General features: G+C 58.3%; 10 protein-coding genes. 7 read left to right on the forward strand and 3 right to left on the reverse strand.

Features of this window, described 5'->3' with window-relative positions:
- The first annotated feature begins 7 nt into the window (after positions 1 to 7).
- The 7 genes from Q7U39_18445 (at position 8) to tadA (ending at position 5,995) form a co-directional block, all read left to right on the forward strand.
- The gene (locus Q7U39_18445; protein MDO9119941.1) at positions 8 to 913 is read left to right on the forward strand and encodes a hypothetical protein; all 906 of its coding nucleotides are present in this window, start codon (positions 8 to 10) and stop codon (positions 911 to 913) included.
- Positions 913 to 1,971 carry a radical SAM protein gene (locus Q7U39_18450; protein ID MDO9119942.1) on the forward strand — a complete coding sequence of 353 codons (1,059 nt, stop codon included), beginning with the start codon at positions 913 to 915 and terminating at the stop codon, positions 1,969 to 1,971. The genes Q7U39_18445 and Q7U39_18450 overlap by 1 nt, the downstream gene beginning before the upstream one ends.
- On the forward strand, positions 1,940 to 2,902 hold the full coding sequence (locus tag Q7U39_18455) for a nucleotidyltransferase family protein (protein MDO9119943.1): 963 nt from the start codon (positions 1,940 to 1,942) through the stop codon (positions 2,900 to 2,902). Before Q7U39_18450 ends, Q7U39_18455 begins: the two co-directional genes overlap by 32 nt.
- Positions 2,899 to 3,675 (forward strand): S26 family signal peptidase, encoded by a 777-nt coding sequence (locus Q7U39_18460; GenBank protein MDO9119944.1) that lies wholly within the window; start codon positions 2,899 to 2,901, stop codon positions 3,673 to 3,675. The genes Q7U39_18455 and Q7U39_18460 overlap by 4 nt, the downstream gene beginning before the upstream one ends.
- Before the next feature lie 139 nt (positions 3,676 to 3,814).
- Positions 3,815 to 4,420: a sigma-70 family RNA polymerase sigma factor gene (locus Q7U39_18465; GenBank protein ID MDO9119945.1), complete on the forward strand. Its 606-nt coding sequence runs from the start codon at positions 3,815 to 3,817 to the stop codon at positions 4,418 to 4,420.
- Positions 4,417 to 5,436, forward strand: coding sequence for an anti-sigma factor (locus Q7U39_18470; protein MDO9119946.1), 1,020 nt, complete (start codon positions 4,417 to 4,419; stop codon positions 5,434 to 5,436). The genes Q7U39_18465 and Q7U39_18470 overlap by 4 nt, the downstream gene beginning before the upstream one ends.
- Positions 5,437 to 5,521: 85 nt before the next feature.
- Positions 5,522 to 5,995 carry a tRNA adenosine(34) deaminase TadA gene (tadA, locus tag Q7U39_18475; protein ID MDO9119947.1) on the forward strand — a complete coding sequence of 158 codons (474 nt, stop codon included), beginning with the start codon at positions 5,522 to 5,524 and terminating at the stop codon, positions 5,993 to 5,995.
- Positions 5,996 to 6,031: 36 nt separating this feature from the next.
- On the opposite strand, the gene Q7U39_18480 is transcribed toward tadA, so the two are convergent.
- The 3 genes from Q7U39_18480 to Q7U39_18490 are packed head-to-tail and all read right to left on the reverse strand — an operon-like array spanning position 6,032 to position 17,806.
- Positions 6,032 to 6,832, reverse strand: a complete 801-nt coding sequence (locus tag Q7U39_18480) for a 4'-phosphopantetheinyl transferase superfamily protein (GenBank protein MDO9119948.1) — start codon at positions 6,830 to 6,832, stop codon at positions 6,032 to 6,034.
- A gap of 34 nt (positions 6,833 to 6,866) precedes the next feature.
- On the reverse strand, positions 6,867 to 8,501 hold the full coding sequence (locus Q7U39_18485; GenBank protein MDO9119949.1) for a cyclic peptide export ABC transporter: 1,635 nt from the start codon (positions 8,499 to 8,501) through the stop codon (positions 6,867 to 6,869).
- Positions 8,498 to 17,806, reverse strand: coding sequence for an amino acid adenylation domain-containing protein (locus tag Q7U39_18490; GenBank protein MDO9119950.1), 9,309 nt, complete (start codon positions 17,804 to 17,806; stop codon positions 8,498 to 8,500). Before Q7U39_18490 ends, Q7U39_18485 begins: the two co-directional genes overlap by 4 nt.
- Positions 17,807 to 17,885: the final 79 nt, after the last annotated feature.

Raw genomic sequence — 17,885 nt, forward strand, 5'->3', positions numbered from 1 at the left:
AACCAGCATGCGCTTTACCCTTGAGATCGGCGGATATCGCATCGCGGTTAATGAACCCCAAGACCACCCCGTTCTCCTGTGGCCGCTTCGCCCCTTCGATGCATTTCTGGTGGACGAGCACAGTCCAGCCGATATCACGGTTGAGGTCGCGGTAGCCTCAACTCTCCCTGACCTTCCGACGGACCGCTTGCGATTCGATTCAGATCACGGACACTGGAAACTCTTTGAGTCTGGCGACCATCTCGTCCTCGATAGCCTCAGTCCGAAAACCGGCGCCTCACGGGCGCGCGCGCGGTTGTCGCCGGATTACCGGCATGTGGAGGCCTGGGTGCTGCCGGATTTCCAGAACGGGCAAGTGGGCTGGTCCCCCGTGCATCTCTTCAATCCGATTCTCGAGGTCTGCCTGCTGTCTCTCCTGGCGAGGAATGGAGGAATCCTGCTCCACGCCTCAGGACTGACCTACCAGAAGACGGGCTTCGTCTTTACCGGCGCATCAGGAACCGGGAAGTCCACCTTAGCCGGATGGTTCGCCGAACAGGGCGCCCATATCCTCAGCGATGAGCGCATGATTGTGCGCCGGACCCATTCCTCGGTCATGCTGTATGGCACACCCTGGATCGGCTCGGGAGAGTTTGCCGCCAATGCCTCAGCCCCGCTATCCCGGCTCTTCTGTATCCGCCATGGACAGGGCCGGCATCGCTTCGAGCCACTCGCGGCTTCGCGCATCGTGGCCTTTCTCCTGCAACAAACGTTTCTCCCCTCTTGGGATCGCACCGCCATGGACGCAACCGTCGACAGCCTGATCGCTCTGACACGACAGATTCCCTGCATCGGCCTCGCATGTTTAAAGAACCCGGACGTCGTCGATGCGATCATGGATCATCAGCGGACGACCCCGCTCACGACCGTATAATGCGACACCTCGACGCCCAGATGTTTCTCGACTCCATCTCAGCCCGCTCCGGGCAAGACCGCCGTCCGGACAGCGCCACTTTCGAGCTGACCTATGGCTGCAATCTTCGCTGTGTCCATTGTTACAATCCCACCCATCGCGCCTTGCCTCAGGAACTGACGACCGCCGAGGTCTGCACCATCCTCACTCAGATGGCCGAGCTTGGCGTGCTCACCGTCAGCCTTAGCGGAGGCGAACCGTCGCTACGGCCCGACATCGAACCGATCCTTCGCCACGCGCGCCAGGCCGGTCTGCTGATCTGGTTGTTGACGAACGCCACCCGCATGACTCCGGCGTTTGCGTCGCTCCTCACAGAGGTGCCCATCGCCCATGCGTTCGTATCCATCTACGGCGCAACGATGACCACCTATGAATCAATGACCGGAGTGGGCGGCTCTTTCGCCCATTTTCTTCACGGGCTCGATACGCTGAAAGCCTGTCCGTTCCCGGTAACCGTCCGGATGCCCGTGACCACGGTCAATTGGACGGAAGTCGATGCCTGCCAGGCTCTCGTGGAATCCCGAGGATTCAAGTTTCAATACAGCCTCGACATCCACCCCCGAACCGATGGCGACGCCGCGCCGCTGTCCTATCGGCTGTCTCCTGATCGGAAAACTGAACTCGACCTTCGGAAACTGGGGAAAGCGTCTCCGGATGTAGTTCCTGACGCCTGCGCCGCCAATGAACCCTTCATTTCCTGCGCCTGCGGCCGCAGTCGCTTTGCCGTGACGCCCTACGGCGAGATGAATCTCTGCGTGGCCTTTCCGACACCCCAATATAATTTGCGAACCGGCACCCTGCGCGAAGGATGGGCCATCCTCAAAGAGACCGTCGACCGGGCGCAGCCCAATACCCGGTACGCATGTCCGACGTGCGACGTCAACCGATTCTGCCGCCAAGGCCGCAGCGATGCCTGGCTGGAGACCGGCGATATGAGTGCCTGTCTTCCGCACTTCAAGGAGTGGGCCACACTGGAGCATCATACCCATGCCCTCCTCGACCCTCGACGATCTCGCTGACGCCTACTCCCGCGTGAGCGCCGGCAATGCCGCTCTGCTCGAACAGTTCCATGCCTTCGCCACGCTCCTGGAACAAGCCCACATTCCCTTTCTGGTCCTCAAAGGGCTGGATGTCCTGGTCAGGTGTTACGGAATCCGTGGGACGCGGCCACTGTCAGACGTCGATCTGCTCGTCCATGAGACGGATCTTGCGTCGATTGATAAGATCCTGACAGCGGCAGGCTATAGCAAACAGATCGATGGAAATCCCTGCTATGCGTCTCCAGGGAATGGACTCGCCTTCGATATCGTCACCACGCTCTGGTACCTCGACGACCAGAGCTTGGGCGAGTTGTGGGCCACCGCCAGACCGCATACCCTCCACCGGCGAAGAGTCTCTCTCCTCGCCGCCGATGATCTCCTGATTCATCTGATCGCCTATGCGGTCATTCATCGCGGTGCGTTCACCCCGGCATGGGACCAGGACATGCGCTTGCTGCTCTCACGCGAATCAATCGATTGGGCGGCCGTCACCCGTAAGGCCAGACAGTACTCGCTCTCGATCCCTTTGCTCTATGGGCTCACGTACCTTCGTCACCGCATGCCGACGCTTCCCATTCTGGATTCTTTTCTCCAATCCCTGGCCCCAGGCGGAGGCTCTGACAGAGTCCTCTATTGGCTACTCCAGCGTCTGGTTACCACACAGCCCATCCCCGAACTCGGTCATTTCCTGATCTGGCTGACCAGGCCGGCGGGAAGCAAATGGCACGACCTGCGCCAGACCTTCTTTCCGCCCAAGACGTTTCTCGGATACCGCTATGGAGCCGCCGCGATGCGCAGCCCCCTCATCACCCGCTGCCGCCGCCTGATCAGCCTGACCTGGGCCCTACTCACCCTGGCAACCACAATTGTTCGGCGTCTACTCCAATCGCCCATGCGGAGCCCCGTATGATCGTCACCCTCACGCCGCTCACTGCAACCCGCTTTGCCGGCAGCGCACTCCCTGAGAGCTGCCAGGGACCGGCGTTGCAACATCTACTGATCCCTCGTGTGGCGTCTTGGAGCATGTATCCCACACTCTGCAAAGGCGATCGCCTTGAACTGGCTCCGGCTGAGCCACTCCATGTGGGTGACTTAGTGGTCTTCCGGACACCGTTCGGACTGGTCTGCCACAGACTCATTGCACGGCAAGAGCAGATCCTGCTCACAAAAGGCGATGCCAATTCCGGGGCTCCGGAACCGGTGATGCTCAGAGATGTGCTCGGCATCGTCGTCGCGGTGGTGCGTGGGTCGACCCACGTCGTCACGGCAGATCTGGCAACACTGCCCCCTCCGCCACCGTGGCGCCGCATCATCGACCACCTGGGCGTAACCATTCTGGATCGCAGTCGACGAGGAGCCCACCGCCTGATGCGGCTGGGGTTACAGCACTCCTGGCTCGGAGAGTTCTTGGCCAGCCAGACGGTCCGATGGGCCTCCGTTGAACGCATGACGGCAAGCCCGGTACAGTCGCTCCACGAGGCCCTTGGACCCGATCCAACGGAACCCCCATCACTTCAGGACGGTCGGCCCGATCCAAGGATGATTCTCAGAATTCGCCTTGGCCCGATCCGGCTGGGAACCTTTCACCAAACCGCTGAAAGACTGGACATTCGGGCCATCCTGGCCGGCACCAGGCTGGAGTTCACCCTCCGAGAGGCGCTGCGGCATCAGTCAGGCTCCTGACGGCAACCATCCTCCCGGTAATCACTTTCAATTTTGCAGAGTTGAATCACACATCCTTTTGCCCGATCGCTCCGTAGAGTGTTATAGTTGGGGCGTGTTTCAGACCGACGTCAGAATGTTGTTAGCCAACTGATCCACTATGGACCCCTCGTCGCAACACGCCGCCTCAAACATTGACCCAAAGCTGCTGGCCCGGGTGGTCAAGGGAGACCACCAGGCATTCAGTCAGCTCTACGATCAATCCAGTACGCTCTTGTATACGATGGCACTGCGCATTCTCGGCAATCGCGATGAAGCGGCTGAACTCCTCCAGGATGTCTACCTGGAGGTCTGGCGCAAAGTCTCACGCTACGATGTCGGACGGGGAACCCCTGTAGCCTGGCTGGTCACGCTGACGCGGAGCCGGGCCATCGATCGACTCCGGGCCCGGGCCTCCCGGGGCCTGAATAAGTCGACGGAATCCCTGGACAGCTCATCGGCCTCCCAGATCGCCGATCGAGGTCCCAACCCTTTTGACGCCCAAGCCGATCAGGAAATTCGAACTTTGGTGGGAGGCGCGCTGGCGGCGCTCCCGCAAGCCCAACAACATGCGCTGGAATTGGCCTACTACGAAGGGCTGTCCCACGCAGAAATCGCAGCCCGGCTGAATCAGCCGCTCGGAACCGTGAAGACCAGAATCAAGCTGGGCATGTCCAAGCTTCGGGAGTCGCTCCGGCGCTGTTGGGAACAGGGTGAACACGTATGACCCACGAAGAACTCGAAGAAGCCGTCCCGCTGTATGCTGCCGGCGCGCTCGAACGCTCCGAGCGGCAGGCGCTCGAAGCCCATCTGCTCTCGGGTTGCGTCTCGTGCCATACGGCGCTCAAGGAGTTCCAGTCGGTAGCGGCCATTCTGCCGTTCGGATTGAGTTCGGCGCCGGCTCCGCGGGCCCTGAAAGCGAAAATCATGGCCGCGCGGACGCCGACCGCTATCGCCGAAGATGCTCAAGACAAAGTCGACGTGAAGCCAAGCCTGGAACCGGGCGAATGGATGAACCATCTCTTCCCTCCGGAATCCGCAACCGCGCCGAGATCGTTTGGGTGGGCCTTAAGCTTCGCCGCATTGGCCATTCTCTCCATCGGAGGCTACCTCGCGTGGACCTCCTACACGCAAAACGTCACCGGCACCGCCGTTGTCCAGCAGCTCCAAGCGGCTTCGGATGACCAGACGAAGAAGGTCGCCGCGCTCCAGCAGCAACTGGACGAGCGGGAACGCACGATCGTTCAAATGAAGGAAGAGTTGCAGCAACGCACAACCGACTCAACAGAACTGAAGGATCAGCTCATTCAACGCGAGGCGGAGCTCGAAGATCTGAAGTTCCAATTTGCTGCGCGCGGGGGAGTGCCGCCTGCCAACCGTGAACCGGAAGATGAGCTCGCCGCCCTACTCCGCGTTCCGAACGCAAAAGCCGTCTCACTCAATGGATCAGACATGGCCAAGCAAGCGTCCGGCATGCTCGTCTACGATGCCCGGACCAAGAAGGCCTGGCTCTACGCCATGAATCTTCCGGAATGCCCCAACGGCACCACGTATCAACTCTGGGCCATCAATGACAAGCCGGTCAGCGTGGGAACCTTCCATATGGACAGCGGTGAAACTGCGCATCTCCTGGTCAGCCGGGTCCCGGAATTCTCCAAGACCAAAAAGTTTGCCGTCAGCCTTGAGCCTTCAGGGGGCCGTCCCACGCCGACCGGTCCGATCTATCTGGTCAGCCAGTCGTAAAGACGCCCGTCACACCGCCCGACCAACTGCACCACCCAGGCCTTGAGCGTCGACAAACGACTGCGCAGATGGAAGCCATACACTCATGACGATCGACCCCACACAGGACGAAACATTCATGCGCATGGCGCTGGATCAGGCGGCGCAGGCTCCTGCACTAGGAGAAGTGCCAATTGCCGCGCTGCTGGTCCATGCCGGACAGGTGCTGGCGTTGGCCCATAATCTCCGTGAAACAAGGCAGGACCCGACGGCGCATGCGGAGATCCTGGTCATTCAAGAAGCGGCGGAAAAACTGGGGACCTGGCGGCTGATCGACTGCACACTCTATGTCACCCTGGAACCCTGTCCGATGTGCGCGGGCGCCATTGTCCAGTCACGCATCGCCAGGACTGTGTTCGGCGCCTGGGACCCCAAGGCCGGCGCCTGCGGCTCGCTGATGGATATTCCGGCGGAACCCCGGCTGAACCACCGGGTCACTGTGACGGGAGGGCTGTGCGAAATTGAAAGTCAGGCCTTACTGCGAGAGTTTTTTCGGCAACGACGCCGCGAGACGCCCTAACTCATTTTGTCCGGCTGCCCGGCTGTTTCCTGAGGTTCATCCGTTGCGTGTTGCGCAGGGATTGATCGCCCAATCGAATCCTTGCGCTGCAACCGCACCGACCCATCCGGGTCCGCAATCCAGGGTCTTCACGACCCAGGGTACTTGTGACTGTCCTGCGAGTCGCACGGGCACTCCGTCGCGATCCGATCCGTTTGACCAGTCGATTTCACAAGCCTGCAGCGAGGCTAATCCTACCCCTTCGGCTTTCAGAACTGCTTCTTTCGCAACCCAGTAGTGAAAGAACTCCGAATTGCGTGATTCGGATACAGTGGATTGCAAGAGCAGGTGCTCGCGGTCGGAGAAGAATCGCTCAGCCAGCTTGAGCACTTCTACGTCCTCCCTGATCATTTCCAGATCTACCCCAACATCTCGACCCTGCGCGACCGCGACCATGGCGTTCCCATGCGCATGCGAGAGATTGAAGTTCAATATCGCACTCTCCCGCCGGAGACCTCCTAATGTCGGCTTTCCAGTGGGAGTCGAACCGAACTCGATGCGGGCCGGGTCGAGGCTGAGATAGAGCCCTAAGATGAACCGCAACCCTCCGTGAGACAGCACATACCGCTCGCGGTCCTGCCGTCGAAGAAATCTGGCAGCCCTTGCACGTTCCTGTTGGTCAAGCCAATCCAGACACCGATCGTACTCGATACCCTCACCGGCTAGAGTCAGTGGCCAGAGATCGATCGTCGCGGCAGGAAGCGACCGACAGCGTGCGACAGGCGCCGTAAACAGGTCTCGAATCGGGGAGAATTCCACACTGACACTCGCCTGCATCCTGACCGATCGTGGGTTCATCGTGCGTTCCAGAGTCCTACCCTATCCGCAGCTATCAGGAGGAGACGACTTTCCCGTTCTCCAGCTTAATGACCCGATCGCCGAGATGGAAATACCGGTCATCATGCGTAATGACCACCACACTCTTCCCTCTCGCACGAAGTTCCGGCAATAGCTTCATATAAAAGACGTCCTTGTACTGCGGATCCTGATCGGCCGCCCACTCATCGAACACATACACCGGCCGGTCTTCCAGATAGGCCGTCAGCAGAGCCAGGCGTTTTCGCTGGCCCTGGGATAAATCGATTGTCGAGAATTTGCGCTCTCTCACCTCCACCTTGTGGTCAAGCTGCAAGCTGGAGAGATACGCGGCCGCCGATGTCCGAATTCGCTCTTCTTCAATGCCTAACAGTTTCTCAAATAAGTGAAAATCAGAAAACACCACCGAGAAATGCTCGCGGTACCAGTCGCGGTTGGCATCCGAGATCAAGATCCTATTTAAGGACACCTCGCCCGAGTGCGGAACATACAAGCCGGCAAGCAGTTTGACGAACGTCGACTTCCCGCTGCCATTTCCCCCGATCACAAACGACAATTCCCCGGGACACAGCTTCAGGCTGATGGGACCGAGTGAAAATGGGTCGTTGCCCCGACTGTCTGTCGCATATTGAAACGTGACTGACTCTAATGTCAGGGACTCCATCTTTCCTGCCGTCACCAGTGGAACGACGTTGTGGCGGCTCTCAGCGGGTGTGTCCAAGGACACGCCCAATCTTTGAATATTCTCAAACGCGACCTGTCCGCGTTCAACCGTCGGCAGGGTGCCGATAATCCCCCAAATGGGAGACATCATATACAGCAATACCACGACATACCCGATCAATGACTCCGTCGAAAGCGGAAACATCAAGGGAAATACAAACAGGATAATGCCAATCATGGAATAAAAGGCGAAATGGGACCAGGCCTCGGCAATCGCATATTGTCTGGAGGCATCGATACTGGTTCGCCGGTACAGATCGGCCGCTCCGTGGAGCTCCTGATCAATAAACTCTTTGCGCCTTTGCCTGTGAAGGGTCAACTCCTTGATCCCTTCCGTCAAAGACCGGAAATGTCTGAATAGCTGAGCTCTGGCCTCACGGGATGAGTAGATGGTCGAAAAGGCCCTGGTATGCAACCAATGATATCCCCACGCCCCCAGCAATGTGGCCGTCACGACGAGCAGAAACGTCGGCCAAGACAACCAGAGAAGATAGACCCCGCACCCGAGGACAATAGCCACATTCATCGCCAATTGCGGCAAACATTGGATCGACCACGCAAGCATGCTCACGTCGTCAGTCAGGGTGACCAGAATATTCGCATGACCGTACGCCTCAGTGCGTCGATACGGAGATTTGAGAATCTTCTCACAGAGCGTCAGGGAGAGGTCGAGGGTCGTGTCTTGAGCAAAGCGCGCCAGGGTCAATTGCGACACAATCTGAGTGGCGAGCTTCCCTGCAACGACTGCGACAAACCCGAACGCCAGGAGAGCTTCCTGATCATGCCGCTGTTGCAGGACTCGATTGATCAAGGCCAGCACGCCCGCGCTACAGAGTCCGGACACCACACCCACACTGACCATGGCGGCCATCACGGAACGTGAGCGCTGGAACAGAAACGAGACGAACCCTGGGAGGCGGATGTTCATGCGGACTGATTGTTGCGAGCCGGAGTTCCAATTCCTGCGGCACGCTCCGGACTCGTCTGGAGGTAATTCTGCAAATGGCCGGCCAGTTCTTCAACAAACGGCGACACGAATAGACGTCCCGAATCCTCGGCTGGAATATGCACGGTGCAACTCGACCCCGCTCCTAGCTCCTGCCAGCGATGCCGAGTGTCCGGAATGACATCCTCGACATGCCGATTAGAAGCCACCACATTCACGACCTCTGCAGAAGTCGGCACCACATGATACCGGGCCACTGCAAGGAGCGTGGCTTCCGTCAAGCGCTGCACTTGGAAATCCCTGTCCTGGATATGATCCGTGAGGGACTGTGAAAATAAAGACAGTGCGACCTGAGTCTTGCGTGTAAGAGTCACCCACCACTCGTTCATCGGTAACCGCGAGATGCCTCGGATATCTCCGACAACCTTGCCCAGCACGATCATGGACATGAAGGCTTTCGCGACCAGACGATGCTTATACCTGCTGTAAGAATCAGGATGCCACGTGTCCATCATGAAGAGAGTGACCTGGCAACCCAGCGCTGTGAGCTGCCTGGCCATTTCATAGCCAATCAGCCCTCCGGTACAGACTCCCCCGATCAGATATGGTCCATCAGGATGCATGCGCCGCACTTCCTGCACATAGTGAGCGGCCATCTCCGACACGGAGATGAACGGCGTTTCCTTACCATCGAGCCCTCTCGCCTGCAGTCCGTAGAGCGGCTGGTCCGTCCCGAGAAGACGTGCCAGCTTGGCAAAGACCAGCACGTTTCCTCCGACACCCGGCACCATAAACAACGGCACTCCGGTTCCGCTGGGCTGTATCGCGACCAGAGACTGCCACGGGGGAACCCAACTCGCTTTGGTCAACACAGACGCAAGCTCGGCTATCGTGGGAGCTTGAAACAACGTGGCCAAGGGAAGCTGTTTCCCAAACACGAGTTCCAGCTGATAAAACAGCTGCGCGGCCTTAAGTGAATGTCCGCCGAGATCAAAGAAATTGTCGTGAATTCCGATGTCCTGCATCCCAAGTACCTGTTGCCACAACGCCGTCAGCTGGACCTCCATTCCATTTCGAGGCCCGACATAGGGCTGGCCGGCCGTATGGCTCGTCATCTCCGGCGGAGGCAAGGCACGCACATCAATTTTCTTATTGGCCGTTAAGGGGAATGCGTCAAGGAACACAAAGAAGGAAGGCACCATATACTCCGGCAGCACCGCTCGTAGAAAGGAACGCAGTTCTTCCGCTCCCGCATCCTGTCCGTCCTGCAAAACCAGATATGCCGCCAGCTGCTTCAGGCCGTGCTGATCGTCCCGTGCCGTTACAACCGCTTGTTTGATCTTGGTGTGGCGACTGAGGATGGCCTCGATTTCGCCAAGCTCGATACGGAATCCCCGGATTTTCACCTGATGATCAATCCGGCCCAGATGGACAATTTTCCCATCGGTTCGATAGCGTCCGAGATCACCGGTCCGATAGAGCCTGGCAGCGGGATGAAGTGAGAACGGATGAGGGATAAATCTGTCTGCCGTGAGGTCCGTGCGGCCATGATATCCCCGCGCCACCCCATCCCCTCCGATATAGATCTCTCCGGCTACACCGACCGGGACCGGCTGTAAATAGGGATCGAGCACATACACATCCGTATTCGCGATCGGACGACCAATCGTGATTTCCGGAATATCCGAGCTGATTCGCTCGACGGTCGACCAGATCGTCGTTTCCGTCGGACCATACATGTTCCAGAGCGCTTTGGTTCGATCACGCAACGCGATCGCAAGATCCTGCGGGAGCGCCTCGCCTCCACAGAGAGCGGTCAACGACGGACTCCCGGTCCATCCCGCCTCAAGGAGAAGCCGCCAGGTTGCGGGAGTCGCCTGCATGATGGTCGGCTGCACTCGTTCGAGGGTGTCACGAAGCTTATGTCCGTCAGTTGCAACCGCTCGACTGACAATCTCAACCCGCCCTCCGACAAGGAGTGGCAGATAGAGTTCCAACCCCGCGATGTCGAACGACAGAGTCGTGACGGAGAGAATGATGTCTCCCCGAGTACAGCCCGGCTGGCGCTTCATGGACCACAGGAAATTCATCAGGGAACGATGCCGGATTTCCACACCCTTCGGTTGCCCGGTCGATCCTGAGGTATAGAGTATGTACGCAAGATCATCGGCTGAGGCCGAGGACGGGAGGTTATGCTCGTCGTCTGGAGAAAAGACGTGCCCCTCGCGATCAAGGCACCAGGTACGACACGATTGACCACTGAAACGATCGGCTAACGGGCTAGTCGTGATGACGAGCGGGGCTCCGGAGTCTTCCACCATAAACCTGACGCGATCGCGCGGATAATCCGGATCCAGCGGGACATAACACCCTCCCGCCTTCATCACCGCAAGCAACACCGGAACCATATCCACTGACCGCTCCAGACACACGCCGACAGCCACCCCCGAAGAGACGCCGATTGCCCGCAAGGCTCGCGCCAACTGGTTCGCCTTCCCGTTGAGCTGACGATACGTGAGAACGCGCTTATCCATCGAAACAGCTACGGCTTCAGGATGGTCCTCAGCCTGTATTTCAATATGCTCCGGCAGACAGTCCGTGTGTGGATACTCAGCCGTCGTCCGATTCCACTCATACAGGATGCGTGACCGCTCTGTTTCCCCAAGCATTTTCAGCTCGGACACTCGAGCCTGCGGGTTCGACATCGCACTCTCGATCAACGCCAGATAATGTCCGGCAAAGCGCTCAATAGTCTCGCGCACGAATAGCGCTGAATTGAAGGTGAAGTACGCCTTCTTCGCGACTTCCAATTCGATGGACAGACTCAGATCGAACTGGGCAGAGCCAGGCTCGACCTCGAATGGCTCCCACTCCAACCCATAGAGTTGGATATCTCCAATCGGAGCATTGGCCATGTTGAATAACACCTGGACCAACGGGGCCATACTCGCATCACGTTCGATCTGAAGACTTTCCACCAGTTTGTCGAAGGGATAGTCCTGGTTGGCAAAGGCACCCAACGCAGCATTCTTGACACGCTCCAGAAAACCTTCAAACGAAGGATTGCCGCTGACATCGACTCGTAACGCCAAGGTATTGACGAACGTTCCAATCAACTGCTCCATCAGCATATGCGTCCGGTTCGCAATCGGACAGCCGACGGCCAGATCCACCTGCCCCGTATAGCGGCTCAAGAGCAGCTGGAAGCAGGCTAACATCGTCATAAAAGGGGTCACGTGTTGTTCGGCACTGAACTGTTTGAGTCGCTGGATCACGGAATCCGGAATATCTACCGCGCACAACCCTCCCTCGAAGGTTTGGACGGCCGGACGAGGAAAATCTGTCGGAAGGTGCAGGATAGGTAGATGCTCCAGCGTTTTTGTCCAGTACTGTTCTTGAGCCGCTAACACTGCTTCCGTCATACACCGACGCTGCCACACCGCGTAGTCCGCGTATTGGATGGGCAAGGTCATTTCGGGCAACGGTTGCCCCTGACATAACGCATTATAGTATGCGGCGAAATCGCGTCCGAGGATTCCAAAGGACCATTGATCCCCGACAATATGATGAAGATTGAGGACAATCAGATGGTCTTCTTGATCGAGAGTGATCAGCGAGATTCTCGCGAGCGGCCCTTTCTCGAGATCAAACGGACGAGCCCCTTCCTGTTCGGCAATTCGTCGGGCTTCTCCCTCGCGTTGATCCGCTGGAATTCTGCGGAGGTCGATTTCAACCAGGTGAGGAGACTCCCAGGACGCAATTCGTTGCTCCAACCCGGCCCCGGTCATCGCAAAGGTTGTTCGAAACGCTTCGTGGCGTTGGGAGAGCAAATTCACGACCTGCCGGATCACCGGTACGCTCATTCCTCCCTTATGTCGAGAGACGAAGAGGAGATTATACGCAGTCGCCTCCGGCGCCAATTGTTGAACAAACCACATGCGCTGCTGGGAGAATGACAGCGGCAACGACCCGTCACGCGAGACCGGCACGATCGGCGGCAATGGTGACGGAGCATTCCCTCGATGCTGTTCCACTCGAATCAACTCAGCGACACCGGCAATCGTTGGTGACTCGAACATCGAGCGCAACGGAAGCTCCACGCGGAACACTTCGCGAATGCGCGAGATGACCTGTGTGGCCAAGAGAGAATGGCCGCCCATGGCAAAGAAGTTTCGATGGATGTCGATCGTCTGCTCTCCCAGCACCTCCCGCCAAATCTCAAGCAGGCCCTGTTCAATCGGATCGCGGGCCCGAACGGAGGCTGTGTCGCTCCGGTTCTCGCCCAGCGTATGTTGTTGAAGAGCCAGACGATCAACTTTGCCATTGGGTAGGTACGGAATGGCATCGACCACACACACGGCGGCAGGAACCATGTAGGAGGGAAGTGTCCGCTTGAGAAGCTCATGCAAATAGGGACTCGTTGATCCCGGCACCTGATCGGACATTACAAAGGCAATGAGGCTTGGCCCTGTCGTCATGTCCTCTCGTACCACCACGGCAGCGGCGCGGACACCCGGTAACCCGCTCAAGGCAGATTCGATGTCCCCAAGCTCAATCCGATACCCCCGCACTTTCACCTGGCTGTCCGCACGCCCGACATATTCGAGATTCCCGTCTTGACGCATCAGCCCAAGATCACCCGTCTTGTAGAAACGGGTTCCCGGCACAAACGGATTCGAAAGAAACTTGGCACTCGTCAGTTCCGGAAGATTCAGATACCCTCGTGCCAAACTAGCCCCGCCGATCACAATCTCTCCCACCACCCCGACAGGAATCGGGGACAACCCTTCATCAAGCAAATAGATGGCGGCCCCGGCGATGGGCGTTCCTATTGGAATGCGCCCTCCCAACTCAGTTCCAGTCGTCTTATACACAGTCGACCACACCGTCGCTTCCGTCGGCCCATACTCGTTATACAGCGCCGCCTCCTGAAGCCGTTCATAGTGCCGCCGCACCAGCAATACCGGGAGACTTTCTCCGGCGGACACCACCACCCGAAGTGACTGCAGTGCGGCTGCTGCCACGTCACGCAGCATCGCCTCGTATAACGACGGCACGAGTACAATGTGAGACACCTGATGCCGGGAGATCAGCGCACCGATTTGAACCGGATCCCGATAATTGTCTTCCGTTGGAATGACGAGAGTCCCAGCGTGGAGCAGCGTCCAGAACATGCTCGTCACGGACCCGTCAAACGCAATCGGAAAGGTCAGGAGGCAACACTCGACCGGATCTTTATAATACTGTAGGCGTGCCAGAAGGGAATGCAGGAGCGCCCCGTGCGTAATCTCGACGCCCTTGGGTCGCCCCGTCGACCCGGAGGTGTAGATCACATAGGCGGCATGGTCGATCCCCAATTGCGGCCATGCCACGTGTGCCTCGTGACGCTGAGCTTCTCCTGCGAGCGACTCCAATTCAATAACCGGCCCACCACCGTATGGAAGCGTCGCCCGCAGATGCTGCTGCGTCACCAGGAGCGCGACACCGGCATCCTCGAGAATCAATCTCTGCCGTTGCTCCGGCGCACTGGCATCCAAGGGCACATACGCAGCGCCGGCCTTCAGAATGCCAAGAATCCCGATGAGACTTGAGACCGATCGATCGACGCACAACCCTACCCGGACGTTTCTTCCTCCCGTGACTGCATACACCGCACTGGCAAGCTGATCTACACGCACAACGAGCTCGCGATAGGACAGCCGGTCTTCTCCGCACACCACCGCCGTCCTTTCGGGATCTTGCTTGATGCGAGCCTCGATCATCGGCAGGATGGAAGTGGCCTGCTGCACGTCGACCGTAGTCCGGTTCCACTCGACCAAGAGCTGCCGTCGTTCGTCTTGCGTCAGCAGCGGGAGATCGAGCAGCCGCGAAGCGGGGTTTGCAATCAGGCCGGAGAGAATCATTTCGATTTGGGCAAGCATGCGGTCGACCGTTCCACCGTCGAACAATGCTCGGTCATAGAGCATCACCAGCTCAAGCCCCTCGATCCCATTGACGACCAATAGCGTGAGATCAAGCTCGACGGCCACATCATCAAGCGGGACATGTCTGACCGACAATCCCTCGAGATGCAACTCGCTGAGAGGATCGTCCTCCCATACGATCATGACATTGAACACATGCGGCGAGTCTGCGGCTCTTCGTCCCTTGAGCGCACCGATCACTCGTTCGAACGGAACATCTTGATGGTCATAGGCATCGCCTACGGTCTGGCGAGCGCGACGGAGGAGCTGCTCGCCGGTCTCGACATCGGAGAGGTCCATGCGCAAGGCCACGGTATTGGCGAAATACCCCACCACATCCTGCCAGTGCGATTGACGACGATTCGCCAATACCGTCCCAACGACGATATCGGTTGTCCGGGTGGCGCGTTGGAGCCAGGCGCACAACGCGGAATAGACCGCCATGAATTTGGTCGTGCCCTGCCGGCTGCAGAACGCTCCCAGGTCAGCCACCATCGATTCGGGAAGCGCGCGGATTCTTGATCCTCCCTGGAACAACGGCACACGCGGGCGCGGGCGGTCAGCAGGCAGGTCCAGTACCGATGGCATGCGGTCCAACTGGCGCTGCCAGTATCCCAGCTGAGCGACGTATCGTTCACTCTCCAACTGGTTCCTCTGCCATTGGCTGAATTCAAGATACGATCGCGGCGAACGCGCGGGAATCATCGCCGGATCTTTCGGTCGCGACCTGTACTGTTGCGTAAGTTCCCGGCACAGCAACCGCAAGGACCACCCATCCGAGACAAGGCGATGAACGGTTAGGATGCAGAGGTGCTCCCCATCTTCTATCTCAAGAAGAAATGTCCTGAGCAAGGGTGGGCACCCCAAATCAAATGGAACAAGGACTTCTTCCCGAATCCTCCGGCGGATTTCTGCGTCACGGTTTGAAGGAGAGAGATCGCGCAAGGAGGCCCGGGTGACCTTCGCGGCGGCTTTGGTCGAAGTCGCCTGATAGGGAAGCTCCCCAACTGAGGCAAACCCCATCCTCAATATGTCATGCCGCTGTACAAGCTCCTGGATGCTGGCATCGAAGGCCGGAAGATCTAACGGTCCGGACAGCCTCATCCCGATGGAAATATGATTCAACGCGCTGCCAGGCTGTACTTGCTCCAAAAACCATAACCGCTCTTGACTGCAGGAAAGCGGAGACCGACCCACTTCCCCGTCCTCTGCCTGCAGGCCTCTCCCCTCAGATTCCGGCCCGCCGGCCTGGCCACGCAAGCTCCGCTCTGGTCCGAAAGCTGGCTCCGAGAGCGCCGTCTGAAGATAGGCCGCGAGATCCCGCACCGTCCCCTGGCCAAATAACTGGCCGAATGAAAGTTCAACCCCGCACTCCTGTTCAAGTCGATTCTTGACCAGGCTGGTACCGAGGGAGTCTAACCCAATATTGACCAAGGGCATTCCCGCTTCAATTTTGGAGACGGGGAGCCCTGACTGTTCTGCGAATACACGCTGCACATAACTTTCAAGCCCTTCGCCGCGCTTCAACAGGTCGTGAACCTTTCGAGAGCCTTCAGCGATCGACCCCGAACTAGTCACGGCCGCTTCAGCCGGGAGCATCAGTGTGGAAAGCACGGCCAGCGACTGTTCCAGATATGCTTTTCGACAGGCTTGTCGTTGCACTTTTCCGCTTGAAGTCTTGGGAATCACCCCATGCCGCGCCAGGACAACCCCCCACACCGGCACTTCAAACCGTTCTGCCAGAGTGACGCGAACGGCCGTCGCCACCTCTTCAGCCCGCAGCTCCTGTTGGCGATCGACTTCAAGCACAATAATCAAACGCTCGACCTCGTCCACTTCGACTGAGAAAGCCACGCATCCACCGCTCCGTGCCATGGGGTGGCAGACTTCAACGGCTGCTTCCAAGTCTTGAGGATAGATATTCCTCCCGTTCAGAATGATCAGATCTTTGAGACGACCGGTAATGACGACCTGTCCTTCACTGAAGAACCCCAAGTCTCCCGTACGGAGAAAATGTTCCTCGGGCCGACCGGAAACCTGAGCGTTGAATACCTCGATGGTCGCCTCAGCCCTCCGCCAATACCCTAAGGCCACGCTAGGACTGGACACCCAGATCTCTCCGACTTGGCCGGCGGCACATTCGAGGCCACTACCCGGTTCGACGATGATGACCTGCGAACCTGGAAGCGGACGACCACACCCCACAAGCTCGCGTACACCCACATCATCCGGCCTTCGGACTTCGACCCGATGTGATTCAAGCGCAGCCGAATCCACCGTGATCATATGGGGTGCTTCAGCCCGCGCGGTGCTGGACACCACCAGGGTGGCCTCAGCCAACCCATACGCCGGCATGAATGCATTCCCCTTGAATCCGTGGGGGGCAAACACTTGGGTGAACGTATTGATGGTCCGGTGATGAATAGGCTCGGCTCCACAACTGGCCACCGCCCAGCGCGCAAGATCACCGGACCAGCCCGGTTGTTTTTGAAAAGCCTTCACACAAGCATCGTAGGCAAAGCTCGGAGCGCCGCTATGCGTGATATCCCACCGGTCGATGGCTTCAAGCCAGCGGAGTGGCCGCCGAAGAAATGTAAGCGGTGATAAGAGGAACGCCGGAATGCCCCCATATAAGGGTGCAAGAATCCCGTGCACCAATCCATAGTCGTGAAAATACGGGAGCCAGCACAACGAGCGGCTCTCCGCATTGACTCCTGCTGTCTGATGAATAGCTTCACATTGAGCCAGGACGTTGCGGTGACTGACCATCACACCACGTGGTGTCGCCGTTGAACCTGACGTATATTGCAAATAGGCGAGATCCGAGATCGGCGAACGGTGTTCCAGGCTCGGCCACCCCTCACCCGTCGGTTGATCAGTGGCGAGCCATTGGACCTGGCGATCCGGTGCCACGAGGGATTGCTCCGCACACAGGGTCTGGATGCCAGCCGTCGTCAGAACGAGCGCGGCTTGCGCATCATCCAGGATGGCCTGTAGGCGCGAGAGGCTGTGCTTGCGCCTGATGGGATCCGGCGCGGGAGCTGGAACGGGAACGAGGCCGGCTTGGATACAAGCCCAGAAGGCCACGACCACTTCGAGCCCAGGGGGATAAATGAGGAGCGCGCGAGTACCCGGCTCAGCGCGCGCCCCCAGAGCCATTGCAAGCACGTTCACTTCACCTGCAAGTTCAGCCCAGGTAAGTTGACGGTCTATCGCAACAGTATCTTTGAGATAGGCATAGGCCAACCCGCCGCCGGCCTGCTCACAGCGGTAGGCAAATAATTCGACCAGGGTGCGGATTGAACTAGGTACTGATTCGCTCATGCAGGCAAATAGAACAGCAGGAAACAATGAATCCGAATGACTCAATAATGGACAGATCCTATGCCGGATCAGAAGAATT

It is taken from the genome of Nitrospira sp. (genome assembly GCA_030653545.1).
GTDB lineage: Bacteria > Nitrospirota > Nitrospiria > Nitrospirales > Nitrospiraceae > Nitrospira_D.

Bases quoted from the DNA above. Each gene is read 5' to 3' on its own strand.
- Q7U39_18445 (MDO9119941.1), top strand. From the start codon at position 8: ATGCGCTTTACCCTTGAGATCGGCGGATATCGCATCGCGGTTAATGAA.
- Q7U39_18450 (MDO9119942.1), top strand. From the start codon at position 913: ATGCGACACCTCGACGCCCAGATGTTTCTCGACTCCATCTCAGCCCGC.
- Q7U39_18455 (MDO9119943.1), top strand. From the start codon at position 1,940: ATGCCCTCCTCGACCCTCGACGATCTCGCTGACGCCTACTCCCGCGTG.
- Q7U39_18460 (MDO9119944.1), top strand. From the start codon at position 2,899: ATGATCGTCACCCTCACGCCGCTCACTGCAACCCGCTTTGCCGGCAGC.
- Q7U39_18465 (MDO9119945.1), top strand. From the start codon at position 3,815: ATGGACCCCTCGTCGCAACACGCCGCCTCAAACATTGACCCAAAGCTG.
- Q7U39_18470 (MDO9119946.1), top strand. From the start codon at position 4,417: ATGACCCACGAAGAACTCGAAGAAGCCGTCCCGCTGTATGCTGCCGGC.
- tadA (MDO9119947.1), top strand. From the start codon at position 5,522: ATGACGATCGACCCCACACAGGACGAAACATTCATGCGCATGGCGCTG.
- Q7U39_18480 (MDO9119948.1), bottom strand. From the start codon at position 6,832: ATGAACCCACGATCGGTCAGGATGCAGGCGAGTGTCAGTGTGGAATTC.
- Q7U39_18485 (MDO9119949.1), bottom strand. From the start codon at position 8,501: ATGAACATCCGCCTCCCAGGGTTCGTCTCGTTTCTGTTCCAGCGCTCA.
- Q7U39_18490 (MDO9119950.1), bottom strand. From the start codon at position 17,806: ATGAGCGAATCAGTACCTAGTTCAATCCGCACCCTGGTCGAATTATTT.